The sequence below is a fragment of the Seongchinamella unica genome (assembly GCF_004354085.1).
Lineage (GTDB): Bacteria > Pseudomonadota > Gammaproteobacteria > Pseudomonadales > Halieaceae > Halioglobus > Halioglobus unicus.
The window spans coordinates 109882-122656 of the sequence record NZ_SMSE01000003.1 but is presented as its reverse complement, the minus strand read 5'-3'; the positions used below and the strand labels follow the sequence as shown (position 1 = coordinate 122656).

General features: G+C 59.4%; 11 protein-coding genes and 1 tRNA gene. 7 read left to right on the top strand and 5 right to left on the bottom strand.

What is annotated here, in order from left to right; genetic code table 11:
- The first annotated feature begins 79 nt into the window (after nucleotides 1–79).
- Genes E2F43_RS12620 through E2F43_RS12605 form a run of 4 tightly spaced genes read left to right on the top strand, consistent with a single transcriptional unit; the run spans nucleotide 80 to nucleotide 4181 of the window.
- Entirely contained in the window at nucleotides 80–1753 is a 1674-nt protein-coding gene (locus E2F43_RS12620; protein ID WP_133213241.1) for a formate--tetrahydrofolate ligase, read from the top strand.
- Between the two features lie 55 nt (nucleotides 1754–1808).
- Nucleotides 1809–2183, top strand: a complete 375-nt coding sequence (locus tag E2F43_RS12615; protein WP_133213239.1) for a hypothetical protein — start codon at nucleotides 1809–1811, stop codon at nucleotides 2181–2183.
- A gap of 1 nt (nucleotide 2184) precedes the next feature.
- Nucleotides 2185–3153 (top strand): threonine dehydratase, encoded by a 969-nt coding sequence (locus E2F43_RS12610; RefSeq protein WP_133213237.1) that lies wholly within the window; start codon nucleotides 2185–2187, stop codon nucleotides 3151–3153.
- Between the two features lie 2 nt (nucleotides 3154–3155).
- Nucleotides 3156–4181, top strand: coding sequence for a DUF2235 domain-containing protein (locus tag E2F43_RS12605; protein ID WP_133213235.1), 1026 nt, complete (start codon nucleotides 3156–3158; stop codon nucleotides 4179–4181).
- 11 nt (nucleotides 4182–4192) lie between these two features.
- Here the strand turns inward: E2F43_RS12605 and E2F43_RS12600 are convergent, their stop codons facing one another.
- Nucleotides 4193–4462: a hypothetical protein gene (locus E2F43_RS12600; RefSeq protein WP_133213233.1), complete on the bottom strand. Its 270-nt coding sequence runs from the start codon at nucleotides 4460–4462 to the stop codon at nucleotides 4193–4195.
- A 234-nt stretch (nucleotides 4463–4696) separates the two neighbouring features.
- On the opposite strand from E2F43_RS12600, the gene E2F43_RS12595 reads away from it, so the two are divergent.
- Nucleotides 4697–4773, top strand: a tRNA-Met gene (locus tag E2F43_RS12595).
- Nucleotides 4774–4807: 34 nt separating this feature from the next.
- Here E2F43_RS12595 and E2F43_RS12590 read toward each other — a convergent pair.
- The 4 genes from E2F43_RS12590 to E2F43_RS12575 form a co-directional block, all read right to left on the bottom strand.
- The gene (locus E2F43_RS12590) at nucleotides 4808–5941 is read right to left on the bottom strand and encodes a tyrosine-type recombinase/integrase (protein WP_133213231.1); all 1134 of its coding nucleotides are present in this window, start codon (nucleotides 5939–5941) and stop codon (nucleotides 4808–4810) included.
- A gap of 216 nt (nucleotides 5942–6157) precedes the next feature.
- On the bottom strand, nucleotides 6158–7024 hold the full coding sequence (locus E2F43_RS12585) for a phage integrase N-terminal domain-containing protein (protein WP_133213229.1): 867 nt from the start codon (nucleotides 7022–7024) through the stop codon (nucleotides 6158–6160).
- A gap of 804 nt (nucleotides 7025–7828) precedes the next feature.
- Nucleotides 7829–8746, bottom strand: coding sequence for a nucleotidyl transferase AbiEii/AbiGii toxin family protein (locus E2F43_RS12580; protein WP_165954305.1), 918 nt, complete (start codon nucleotides 8744–8746; stop codon nucleotides 7829–7831).
- Nucleotides 8736–9515 (bottom strand): type IV toxin-antitoxin system AbiEi family antitoxin domain-containing protein, encoded by a 780-nt coding sequence (locus E2F43_RS12575; RefSeq protein WP_133213228.1) that lies wholly within the window; start codon nucleotides 9513–9515, stop codon nucleotides 8736–8738. The genes E2F43_RS12580 and E2F43_RS12575 overlap by 11 nt, the downstream gene beginning before the upstream one ends.
- A 365-nt stretch (nucleotides 9516–9880) precedes the next feature.
- Here E2F43_RS12575 and E2F43_RS12570 point away from each other — a divergent pair, with 365 nt between their 5' ends.
- Both E2F43_RS12570 and E2F43_RS12565 read left to right on the top strand, forming a co-directional pair.
- A complete protein-coding gene (locus tag E2F43_RS12570; protein WP_133213226.1) occupies nucleotides 9881–10834 on the top strand; it encodes an IS481 family transposase in 954 nt (317 codons plus the stop codon).
- Between the two features lie 396 nt (nucleotides 10835–11230).
- On the top strand, nucleotides 11231–12751 hold the full coding sequence (locus E2F43_RS12565) for a transposase (RefSeq protein ID WP_133213224.1): 1521 nt from the start codon (nucleotides 11231–11233) through the stop codon (nucleotides 12749–12751).
- The last annotated feature ends 24 nt before the right edge of the window (nucleotides 12752–12775 follow it).

Below are 12775 nucleotides of genomic sequence, written 5' to 3'. Positions count from 1 at the left end.
GATCGCGGTCAATGGACCAGGCGTGAACTGTGAAAAAATTCACAATCACTCAAGTCGACAATAACAACCGGGGAATCTCATGAAATCCGATATCGAAATCGCCCGTGAGGCGCGTATGCAGCCAATTGCCGAAATCGCCGGGGAACTGGGCATTCCGGTGGAGCATCTGGTGCCCTACGGTCACACCAAGGCGAAGGTCAGCCTGGACTACCTGCAGGGTCTCCAGGACAGGGCCGACGGGAAACTGATTCTGGTCACCGCTACCAGCCCGACACCCGCAGGGGAGGGCAAGACCACCACCAGTATCGGCCTGGCCGATGCGCTCAGGCGCAGTGGCAGGAATGCATCACTGTGTTTGCGTGAACCCAGCCTGGGACCCTGCTTCGGCATGAAAGGGGGTGCCGCCGGTGGAGGCTACGCCCAGGTGGTGCCAATGGAAGATATCAACCTGCATTTTACCGGTGATATGCACGCGATAGGCGCGGCCCACAACCTGCTCTCGGCAATGATCGATAATTACATTCACTGGAGCAATGAACTGCGCATCGACCTGCGTCGCATCAGCTGGCCACGGGTGGTCGACATGAATGATCGCCAGCTGCGGGAAATTGTCACGGGCTGTGGCGGTCCCGCCAACGGCTTCCCGATGCAGAGCAGTTTTGACATTACCGTGGCATCAGAAGTGATGGCCATATTCTGCCTGGCCAGAAACCTGGAGGATCTGCAGCAGCGCCTGGCTCGCATTGTCATCGGCCAGACCCGCGGAGAGTTAAAGCCGGTGACGGCGGAGCAGGTCGGTGCATCCGGGGCCATGACCGCGCTGCTCCGGGATGCCCTGGCGCCAAACCTGGTGCAGAGCCTGGAAAATACCCCGGCGTTTATTCACGGCGGCCCCTTTGCCAATATCGCCCACGGTTGTAATTCCCTGATAGCCACCCGCGCCGCGCTCAAGCTGTCCGATTACGTGGTGACCGAGGCCGGCTTTGGCGCAGACCTGGGGGCAGAAAAGTTTTTCAACATCAAGTGTCGCAAGTCGGGCCTGCGCCCGGATGCTGCAGTGATCGTGGTAACGGTGCGAGCCCTGAAAATGCATGGCGGTGTGGCGAAGGAGGAGTTGACCCGGGAGAACGGTGAGGCTGTGAGCAAAGGCCTGGAAAACCTGGGGCGACATATTCGCAACGTGGGTCGCTTTGGTGTGCCGGTAACTGTTGCCATCAACCATTTCGTCAGCGATACGGACGCGGAAATCCAGCTGGTCAAAGACTACGTTGCAGCCCGGGGGCTGGAGGCCCATGTCTGCACCAGCTGGGCCGATGGCGGCGCCGGGGCAAGCGCACTGGCGGATACGGTGGCGGCCATTGCTGACACCGGCAGGGCCCAGTTCCATCCCCTGTATGACGATGAAATGAGCCTGTGGAACAAGGCTCGAACTGTGGCGCGTGAAATCTATGGCGCCGATGACCTGCAGGCGGACAAGAAGATCCGTGACCAGTTCCGCCAGTTCGAGGCGGAGGGTTATGGCCACTTCCCCGTGTGCATGGCCAAGACCCCCTACAGTTTCTCGACCGATCCGCAGCTGATGGGGGCGCCAGTTAACCATTCGGTGAAAGTGCGGGAACTGAAGCTGGCGGCGGGAGCGGAGTTTCTTGTGGTGATTTGTGGCGATATCATGAGAATGCCGGGTTTACCCCGAGTGCCTGCTGCCAATAACATCTACGTGAATGAACAGGGGCAAATCGAGGGCCTGTTCTGACTGCCTGTAACTGCATAGTTTATCGCCGAACGTGGCGACCAACCGGGAGATGACCATGTTGAAGTTTTTGCCAGTTCTACCGTTCTGCCTGGGAGCTTTGGTGCCGGCGGCAGCCGCCAGTGAAATCGAGGACGCGGCAACCGAGCTCTGTGAGAAAGTGAAGGCCTGTTCCATGGCCCATATCGCCGAGGCGGACCTGACGCCCGAAGTGCGGCAGATGATGGAGCCCATGCTGAAAAACATGTGCGAAACCATGCGCGCCGGGGTGCGTGAAGTCCCTCAAGGTCACGAGTTGTACCAACCCTCGGTCGATTGCATGCGCAGCATGGCCGGGCTCAGCTGCCAGGACTTCGAGGACGAACAGAAACTGCAGACGCCAGCGTGCAAAAACTACCAGCGGCTCGCGGAGCAGGCGTCAGCTGGCGACTGACATGCTGTCGCTGTCGCTGGAGGATTTGCAGTGCGCGGCCGAGATCGTCTACCGGCAGGTGCTGCCAACACCGCAGATCAACTGGCCGCTGCTCAGTGAGCGCTGTGGCTGTGAGGTCTGGGTAAAACACGAGAATCACAATCTGACCGGTGCCTTCAAGGTGCGCGGCGGCCTGGTCTATATGCAGCGGCTGCTGCAGCGCGAACCGGATTGCCCGGGGGTGGTGACCGCCACCCGGGGGAATCACGGGCAGAGCGTTGCCCTGGCCGCAGGACTCAATGACTTACCGGCCATTATCGTGGTGCCGGAGGGGAACAGCAGCGACAAGAATCGCGCCATGGCAGCCCTGGGCGGTGAACTGATCGTTCATGGCCGGGATTTCAATGCGTCGGTGGAGCATGCGGCAGCGCTGGCAGCGACGCGCGGCCTGCATCGCATGCCGTCCTTTCACAGCGACCTGGTGGCGGGGGTGGCGAGTTATGCACTGGAGTTTTTCCGCGCCCAGCCGGGGCTGCAGCGGGTTTATGTTCCGATTGGCCTGGGTTCGGGCATCTGCGGGATGATCAGTGCCCGCAACGCCCTGGGCCTGGATGTACAGATAGTGGGCGTTGTGGCCACCGGGGCACCCTGTTACCAGCGCTCGCTGGCCGCGGGCAAATGCATCAGTACCGACACGGCGGACACCTTTGCGGACGGCCTGGCGGTGCGTGTGCCCGACCCCCAGGCACTGGCGCTGATGCAGGGCAATGTCGATGAGATCGTCGCCGTCAGCGACGCACAAATCAGCCAGGCCATGACCTGGCTGTTCAGCGATACCCACAACGTGGCGGAAGGCGCCGGTGCCGCGGCGCTGGCCGCGTTGTATCAGCAGCGGGAGCGTAATCGCGGATCTAGGGTGGGGGTAGTGCTCAGCGGCGGCAATGTGGATGCATCGCTGTACTCGCGCATATTGTTGCAACAGGGAGGTTGATTATGAAGGCCCAAAACAAGCGTATCGTCGTCTGTGCGGACGGCACCTGGAACGATCCGGAGGATGAGCACCCCACCAACGTGCTGCGGGTCGCCCGGGCAGTCCGCCCCGTGACCAGCGACGGTCGCAAGCAGGTGGTGTTCTACGATTGGGGGGTGGGGAGCTACTATGCCCCCGTTCGCGGTGGTGCGAGCGGGCTTGGCATCATGAAAAACATCCAGGACGGGTATCGTTTTATTGTCCAGAACTACCACCCGGGAGACGAGATCTTTCTGTTCGGCTTCAGCCGTGGTGCCTACACCGTGCGCTGCCTCAGCGGCATGCTCAACAATTGCGGTGTGCTGACCCGCCGCAACGCAGAGCGGATACCGGAGGCCTTCGAATTTTACAAAAACAGCAAGGCGAAGCCCGGCAGCCGCGAAGCCAGCAACTGGCGCCGCAAGTACAGCCATGGGCCCGGCCGCGGCACGGTGGATTTTATCGGCGTCTGGGACACGGTGGGTGCCCTGGGGGTTCCCACCCGGGTACTTGCTTTCATGGATGAGCGCGACCTGTTTTTTGACCGCGATATTGGCAGCAACGTGAAAGTAGCACGCCACGCAGTGTCTATCGACGAGCGTCGCGCCGATTTCACGCCCACCCTCTGGGGCGAGAAGGAAGCGGTGGATATACGCCAGGTCTGGTTTAGTGGTGTCCACGCCGACGTCGGCGGCGGCTATGGGCCGGACAAGCGGGGCAAGCTGCTCAGCGATATCCCGCTGGCCTGGTTGGCGGGGCAGGCAACGGATGCCGGCCTGCAGCTGGAGCCGCATCTGGTGCGCAAGTCAGCCCTGGCTGTTTCCGCGGCCAAACACCGCTCCTACAAGAGTTACTGGAAGGTGCTGGGCAGGGAGCGCCGGACGATCCCCGACAGCGCCACAATGCACCGTTCCGTGTTCAAGCGTTTTGAATCCGGCGAGGACCGGCCGTCCCAGTTGCGGGACTGGCTGGAAAGCCGGCAGGGTGACTGGGGGCAACTGGAACACTGACCGGCTGGCGGTCAGTACTTCTTCCAGTGGCCGTCTTCGGGGTAAAGACCCAATTCGCCGGCGCAGTAGGCTCTGGCATCCTCCAGGCTCATGGATACTCCGGCCATGCCGGCTGCTGCGGCCATGGTGGTTTCCTGCTTTACGCATTTGTCCAGTGCCGCGGCGTTTTGCTGCCACTGCTGCTCCAGCGGGGTGCCACGGGAAAGCTGGTATTGATTCTGGTAGTACCAGTAAGCCGCTATCGCGACAACGCCCAGCAGGACGAGGTTCCTGATGCTCACACGCATTTCCCATTCAAGTTACGGGTTGCAACAGTATAGTTGATGACAGCGGCAGCTCAGGCGCCTGTTTACACGGCTGCATCACCGGCCTCGCAGCGACATCAAACAGGTCGGCTCTCATCGGTTGCTGGTGGGGGATAATTTACTTTTTCGGCGGGCCCACAGGCTTGACTTGCCTGCCCAAATTCCGGAAAATGCGCGCCTCTTCGGGACAGCCTGTCCCATTGATGACGTGGCTACGTAGCTCAGCTGGTTAGAGCACAGCATTCATAATGCTGGGGTCGGTGGTTCAAGTCCACCCGTAGCTACCACTTATTCCTTTTTAAATCAAAAGCTTACAAAATCTCAAATCGCTCTGAGATTCTCCCTCCTCCCGATTGCGGGAGATTTGCGGGAGTTTTCATTGTTGATCAAGGTCAGGGTCGGTGCCGAGGTACCGGACCAGCTCACTTTTTCCACCGCCTCGATCAGTTCCCCGATCTCAGCGGCCGAATAATGCGTCGTGATCTGGCCGTTCTTGTGGCCCAGGAGCACCTGCCGGGTTTCATGACTCACGCCCTTGGCCCGCAACCGGCGACCGAGGGTATGCTTCAAATCATGGACCCGCACCTGCGGCAAGCCAGCCTCCTCCCGCGCCCGGCGCCAGGCTTTGGTGTTGATGCGATCCACCGGTCGACTCTTGGCATAGGTAAACACATGCTCCGGGTTCCTACCGCGCTGACGATTGATCACCGCACGTGCTTCGGCATTCATCACCACCAGTCGATCCTTCCCATTCTTCACGCCCCCACCCGGGACCACAAACACGCTGGTTTTCAGCTCGGGAATTGGTATCTCCCACTCCCACCGCAAACCCACCACTTCCTGCTCCCGCGTTCCGGTGTTGACCTTGAACAACGCCATTTCCCTCAGGTGACCCGGCAACCGCGCAAACAACCTCGATTGCTCGTCCCACGACAGGGGATATGGCTTGCGGGCATCGTCACACTCAAGCATTTGCAGCAGGGGAGCGGTTTCAAGCCAGGTCAAACCGGACTCATCCCGCCACAAGCGGGCGGCCAGAGTCAGAATTCGCCGCACCACCGCCAGGTCGCGGTTGATGGTGTTGGCTCGCATACCCTGTTTCCGACGATGCCGTATAAACGGCTCCAGCGTGCCCTGGTGCACCCGCCGCAAAGGCAGATCGCCTATGTGCGGGTCCAGAATTTTCAGGGACTGGGCATAGCGGCCAATACTGCGTTTATGCTGGTAATCCAGCAGAAACCGGGTGGCCGCCTGCCGAAAAGTACGCTCGATACGAATGCCGTAGACAGTCGCCTTGCGCAGCTCTTCCAACCGTCGAATCAGGAACCTTTCCGCCTCCTTGAGCTCGCTTGCGCCAGTGCTCTCGCGAAGTCGGCCATATCCCCTGACGCATTTATCAATGTGCCAGATGCCCTGGGTGCCTCTCTTGTAGAGGCCCGGGATTCGCTTTGACATAAGAGTTCTCCTCTATGCTTTGGCGAACACCCACAGCGGTTCTTATACTGCTCCGCCCAGGCGTCCATTTCAAGCCGGTCAAACGCAATGCCCTGCCTACCGATGGGAATTTCCGCCAGGCAACTTCGGACTTCCCGGCGGAATCGGTTTTTATCCATCCCCAGATAAGCCGGGGCATCGCGCAGACGTATAAATCGAGGCAGAATCGAGATCATCTCAGCGCCCCAAATAGACAGCAGTGATCTGCTCTCTGACATGACCCAGCTCCTTACTGATGGCCAGGCGTGCCCGCTGATCTGCCTGCTGCTGGACCGGGGTCAGATCCTTTTTGCTTGGCCCGCCGCCATGGGGGGAGGGCCAGCCAGTGAGTTCCAGGTAGCGCTGCTGGGCATAGGCGTGGCGCAGGCCGTGCATTTTTGATAGGCCGGCATTAGCCGTGTGGCGCTCGTAGATCCTGAGCTGCTCGATATAGCTGCGGCCGCCGGGAATCAGGGCCCCCAGTCCGGCTAACCGCTTGGCCTGCTCCAGCAGAGCGCGCTGCTCCCTGGTCCGGATGGGGACGGTGCGCTCCCGCCCACCCTTGGTCCAGCTGGCTTTCAGGTGCAGGTGGTCGCCCCGATCCGCCCAGCGGGGCCGAATTTTTAGGGCTTCCTCCCGTCGGAGCCCGAAGGCCTTCTGCAACCGCAGGCTCATCCGCACATGTTCATCCTTGACCCGGTCGAGCTGCTCCCGTGCCAGGCCCTTGGCCTTGCTGCTGTCGGACACGAACTGCCGGTCGGGTATGCCATAAAAATCATTGGCGGTCGCCACGACGGCCCGTCTATTAACCTTCTCCGCCCACCACCGTAAACAGCTCATCCGGTTCTTGATGGTGCCGGGGGAGAGGTTTTGCCTCTGCCAGTAATCCACCAGAGCCTTGATGTGCTTCTGCTTTAGGGACGTGGCCTGCAGCTGCCGGAAGCCCAGCTCGTGCAACTGGTTGGCGATGGCGGTCAGCTGCCGTTCCCGGCCCACGCGGGTTTCAAAGCTGCCCTCGTGGCTGTGCCTGCATAATATTTTCAGTTGGTAGTTCAGGTCGCGCATAGTGTTGATCCTTCGGTGAGTGTTTCTGATCACCTGGCAACAGAAGCTGCGCAGGCCCGCTGGGCGGAACGATCACGGGACACCAATCCCGGTTGACCTGAATGTGTCTGGCCATAGACAGCACGGTGTGTTTTCGCAGAAAACTGGCCCGTGCAAACCAACGGTTATCCTGCCTGGGGCTGGGTGGAATTACCTCCTGAGTGGAATGGGCAGAACGCGCTGACCGTCAGCGCGTTTGCGTGGTTGAAGAAACAGTGCCTGACCGAGGGCAGGAGCCCCCGACAGCAACTGCGGCGGTTGAAAAATTCCCTGGAAATGGGATGGATTGGAAGGGTCGGTGACCTAGTTACCCGGCACCGTGGTGGTTCGAAGATGGGCCCCGTCATTACTGACCGTTGCGTCGGGGAAGGCCCTGGGCGACGCGTTCAGCAGATCCCAATACTGGAATCTGACTGCCCCGTTTGCGAATGCAAGGTGGGGTCCCCCTTGCCACTTTTCCGTAGTGGCCACGGGTAATTTCTAGTGCTGAAGGGACTCTACCACAACGGGTAATATGGCTGTCACAGAACGCCCTGTCAACGGATGGCGGGGTAAAAAACCCCGTCAAAGTGCGACGGGGTTTGTGGTTACAGTGTAACCACTTTGGGGAGAGACGGATTGCGGGGGAATGCGACAAGCCAGGCCGCGCCAGACGAAAATTTGGCGAATGAGCGGCTGTGAGTGATGCGGCGTTACGGTACGGGGACGGAGCGCTGCGCCCACGTCACTACCAGCTGCGCCGGCTAGTGACGTGGGCAAATCTATTCACAACGACAGGGTCCCTTCGAGCTTCTCCAGCGCCTGTGCGCGCCGCGCAGGGGTCATCTTCCTGATATTCCGAAGCTTCCACTGTACTGCTGGCAGCTCGCTTGCAGCGGTATGCTTGAGGAGACTCCAGTCTGGATCGCCCGACTTGAAGGACAACAGAAACGCCTTGTGCTTTTCAGTAAGCTGCCGCCTGATCTTCTGAATCATCTTTGCACGGGCCTCATCCAGTTCATCCACCGTGACTGCCTGCAATGACATACCCTGAAACTGCTGATCGAACACCGGCTGCAGTGGAAGCGGATTGGGGTCCAGCAGCTCCGCTATAGGCCGGTTGCTGCTCACCAGGTAAACCAAAAAGCAATCCATCAGCGCTGGCGTAATACCTTCATTCGACCAAAGCTGCATCACGTCGAACAGATCCCGAGGGTGCTGCCGGTCGAGCGCGGCGACCAGTTTACCGGCGTACACCTCATCCGCAGCGAGCACCTGTGTTTCGACATACCCGAACTGGTCCGCCACAGATTGGCTTACCGCCATTTGTACTGCAGGCATTATGCTGCCGCGGAGCACCGGCGAGACTTCCACCTTGATGCTGACACCGCCCGCCGCGATCTGCAGCCGCTGGACTCGACCAGCCTCGCCCGCCGCAGCCGTTACCTTTGCACCCTGAATCACCCGACGGATCTTGTCCGCAATCCGGCCAAGGCCACCCTCAATTGCCCCGAACGCATTATCGCGATCGTCCAGCGGCAGATAGGTGAGATCGATATCCACGGACAGGCGCGGGAAATCACAGATAAAGAGGTTGATTGCCGTGCCACCTTTAAGTGCAAAGCAAGGCTCAGAGGCTACCAGTGGTAACACTCGCACCACGAGCTCCACCTGGCGGAAGTAGGGATTGCTCCTATCCAGCATGAAAAGCCTCTGGCACCGTTATCTGGTAGCGCTTGTCCAGTTTTCCGCCACGGGTCACCAGGCGCTTGCCCCGCCCCAGGTCTACCGCATCAACATCAACCCGCTTCAGCCACGGATAGTCATAGCGAGCGGCAAAGAACAGGAACAGGCGCTTCGCCTCATTGTGGAGACAAGACTGCAATAGGGTGTTCACCGCAGCGGGGCGCAGTGAGGTCAACCCCTCGAACAGCTCGGCGGCAAACGTAAAGGAGGTAGGAGTATCGTCCACCTGGCTCAACACTTCGAGGATCGCGCGCTCGGGTGCCGAGCCCTGCATCGTCCAATCACGCACCTGCGTAGGCAACTGCACCCAACCTGCCTCCGCGTCGCCTTCGAATAGCTTCCTGCGATGGAAACTCCAGCGCACGTCCAGCGGGACCTGCTCCATCCAGCCCGGCAAGCGATCCTGCGTCCATACATGAACAGCAGCATCGCCACCAAGCGAGAGATAATGCGCCAACCCCTGACGATTCAGTGCGCTTACTCCCCCCAGATGCAATTGAAATCCCCCAAGCCGTTGCAATCCAAGGATGACGCCTTCCCAGGTAACCGGGTTACCCGGGCGGGCGTAGACGCGACTGCCCAGACGTATCAGCCAGTCGCTCTGTAGGTACTTTCGAACCAGTTGGGGCGAATAGCCATTTGCCGTCAGCCAGGTGCTGGGAACGGCGACCCCTTCCGGAATCACTCGCATGAGTTTGTTCAGTTTATTGTCTTTTCGTATACCCATAGTTTATTTATATATCTATTAGTAAACCATTTCAACCCAAGTGGTTTGGATATTTTAATGTAGATATACCACTGGTATACATTTTGTGCCTTTGGCAAACCTTATAAATCCTTCACTTTCTCTCAAGCCACAGCCCCCTCCATTCACAAAATACACTGACCCTTTGACAGGAGCGGTCAATTGAGGGAGTTACTTGATTCCACTTCCAGGGGTTCACTCCATAGCTCCAATAGTTGCGTATTGCGGTGACCCATGTGAAATGCGCAATTCACAGGGCCTAGGTGTGATCTCTCAATAGGTTGTTCACTCGGGGCATACCCGGAGAATTGGAGGTGCGAACCAAACCAGTTCTTCAGGAGCCCCGAATGAACAACCACAAGAATGCCCGATTAACCGTCCACGGTCGATTGCTGCTGGTGCGTAGAATTATCGAGGATGGCCTCAGACCTATCGAAGCAGCCCAAGCCATGGGGGTCAGCGTACGCACGGCCTACAAGTGGCTTCACCGCTACAAAGCAGAGGGCGAGGCCGGCCTGCTGAACCGTGCGTCACGTCCACACCAATGCCCACACGCCACACCCCAAAATACAATCAAGCGTGTGAGCCATCTCAGGCGTCGGCGCCAGACCTACCTGCAGATCGCTCAATCGACGGGGGTCAGTCGTAGCACGGTCGCTCGTATCCTGGCTCGGGCAGGACTGAATCGGCTATGCCAGTTGGAACCTCCCAGACCGGAGAACCGCTATGAGCACGCGGCACCGGGCGATCTTCTTCACCTGGATATCAAGAAGTTAGGGCGATTCAACCGTCCGGGGCATCGCGTCACTGGAACCCGTGTGGACTGCAAAAGTGCTGGTGCTGGATGGGAGTACGTCCGTATCGCTATCGACGATCACAGCCGGATTGCCTTTGGTTCCATCCACGCAGATGAAAAGGGCCGTAGTGCGTGTGATGCGCTACTGCGAGCCGTTCGCTATTACAGGGGCCTCGGCATCAGGTTCAGTCACGTCTTAACCGACAATGGTTCGCCGTACGTGTCGAGACGATTCAAGCGGCTCTGTTGCCGCCTGGGACTGAAACATCGTCGGACTCGCCCCTATACCCCGCGGACCAACGGCAAAGCAGAGCGATTCATACAGACAGCCCTGCGCGAATGGGCGTACGCGTACTCCTACACGAGTTCGGAGGAGCGGGCTCAGTATCTGCTGCCCTGGATTCACCAGTACAACTGGCACCGCCCCCATGCTAGCCTCAACTATCACCCACCGATGAGCCGGAGTGGCCTGTCCGTGAATAACCTGCTGGAACTGCACACCTAGGGAGGCTTTGATTCGGCCCCGACAGGAACTGGTCCCTCCTGGTCTTAAGCATGCCATTGCGCCTCAAAACCAGGGTAAAGGCTGACCAATAGTTGCTTGTGCAGAAGGCGAATGAAGTCCGTCGTCTGTGACGAGACTTAGTAGTCAGGTTCAGCGTGGCGCCATCGCCGTTATAAATCCCGCCACCGCCGCGGTCGAAGCCGGGCGCCCACGTCACTACCCACATTCGCTCTGTAGTGACGTGAGCAGCGAGTGTCTTACGCCTTCTTCCCCCCGGTAAACTACCGCATTGGATGAATCGCGACAGGCTCGGAGGCCACTTCTGATGTGGCATTATCCGGCCTCCCGATACAGGCTGGTTTGTTCGGTCTTCCTGGTCTCCAAGGCGGAACCACCATGTTGGCACAAGGCAGGGATGGCCTTGGCAAAACCGCCTACGAGCGCCATCAACCCGAGCAGACACTGCTCTACCAGCTCGTCGAAGCACACTACCCTGCCCTGGTTGACCAACTGGCCCAGCAGGGCAAATCCCTGCCAGACCATGTCCACAGGGAATTCGAGGCCTACCTGAAGTGCGGCCGACTCGAGCACGGCTTTCTCCGGGTGCGCTGCGACAAGTGCCACTTCGAGCGGCTGGTGGCGTTCTCCTGCAAGAAGCGCGGATTCTGCCCCAGTTGCGGAGCACGCCGCATGGCGGAGACCGCCGCGTTGCTGGCGGATGAAGTCTTCCCCGATGTGCCATTGCGCCAATGGGTCATCAGCTTCCCCTTCCCTCTGCGCTACCTGTTTGCTGCCCATCCCCAAGCCATGGGCAAGGTGCTGGGCATCGTTTACCGGGCGATCTCCACCCACCTGATCCACAAGGCCGGATTCTCGCTAAAGGATGGAGCCACCGGGGCAGTCACGCTAATCCAGCGATTCGGTTCCGCCCTGAATCTCAACATACACTTTCATATCCTGTTCCTGGATGGCGTCTATGTGTATCGCGACAATAGGCCACCCCGATTTCAACGCGTCCGGGCACCGGACAAGGGCGAGTTGGAGGAACTGGTTCAACTGATCAGCCAGCGCGTCGGCCGCTGCCTCGAGCGCCAAGGCTTGCTGGAACAGGACACCGAGAGTGCCTGGCTGGACCTCGACCCCGCCGAGGATACCGATGCCATGCCACAGATCCTGGGCAGCTCCATCTCCTACCGCATAGCCGTTGGCTCACAGCAAGGCCAGAAAGCGTTCATGATCCGCACTATCCGCCCGCTGGAGCGACCTGATCATGGTTTGGAGCGGGTCGCCAAGGCCAACGGATTTTCCCTGCATGCCGGTGTGAGTTGCGAAGGGCATCAAAAAGAAAAACGTGAGAGGCTGTGCCGCTATATATCCCGTCCGGCCGTGGCTGTTCCCCGCCTGTCACTGAGCTCCACAGGAAAGGTGGTCTACACGCTGAAAACTCCGTACCGAGATGGCACGACCCAGGTGGCCTTCGAACCGGTGGATTTCATCGCCAGGTTGGCCGCCCTGGTACCCAAACCAAGAGTCAACCTCACCCGCTACCATGGCGCCCTGGCACCGAACCATCGCTGGCGAGGGCTCGTCACGCCAGCGAGACGCGGGAAAGGCGTCAAGTCCAACTCCAACACAGAAGTCCGCACACCCGCCGAGCGCCATGCCGCAATGACCTGGGCTCAACGGCTAAAGCGTGTTTTCAACATCGACATCGAGGTCTGCAGTCTTTGTGGCGGATCTGTCAGGGTCATCGCATGTATCGAGGACCAGGACGTCATCGATCGGATACTGGATCACCTGCGCCAGAAAGAACGGGAAACACCGACTAGACCATTGCTGGTGCCACCGACCAGAGCGCCACCTGGAACGTTGTCACTTTTCGCTGGGAAGGATTCCAGACCAACAGCAACCCACTAGCAAGGACGCCAGTGAACACCGCAT

Bases quoted from the DNA above. Each gene is read 5' to 3' on its own strand.
- E2F43_RS12585 (WP_133213229.1), bottom strand. From the start codon at position 7,024: ATGCGCGACCTGAACTACCAACTGAAAATATTATGCAGGCACAGCCAC.
- E2F43_RS12615 (WP_133213239.1), top strand. From the start codon at position 1,809: ATGTTGAAGTTTTTGCCAGTTCTACCGTTCTGCCTGGGAGCTTTGGTG.
- E2F43_RS12565 (WP_133213224.1), top strand. From the start codon at position 11,231: ATGTTGGCACAAGGCAGGGATGGCCTTGGCAAAACCGCCTACGAGCGC.
- E2F43_RS12590 (WP_133213231.1), bottom strand. From the start codon at position 5,941: ATGTCAAAGCGAATCCCGGGCCTCTACAAGAGAGGCACCCAGGGCATC.
- E2F43_RS12575 (WP_133213228.1), bottom strand. From the start codon at position 9,515: ATGGGTATACGAAAAGACAATAAACTGAACAAACTCATGCGAGTGATT.
- E2F43_RS12580 (WP_165954305.1), bottom strand. From the start codon at position 8,746: ATGCTGGATAGGAGCAATCCCTACTTCCGCCAGGTGGAGCTCGTGGTG.
- E2F43_RS12605 (WP_133213235.1), top strand. From the start codon at position 3,156: ATGAAGGCCCAAAACAAGCGTATCGTCGTCTGTGCGGACGGCACCTGG.
- E2F43_RS12570 (WP_133213226.1), top strand. From the start codon at position 9,881: ATGAACAACCACAAGAATGCCCGATTAACCGTCCACGGTCGATTGCTG.
- E2F43_RS12620 (WP_133213241.1), top strand. From the start codon at position 80: ATGAAATCCGATATCGAAATCGCCCGTGAGGCGCGTATGCAGCCAATT.
- E2F43_RS12610 (WP_133213237.1), top strand. From the start codon at position 2,185: ATGCTGTCGCTGTCGCTGGAGGATTTGCAGTGCGCGGCCGAGATCGTC.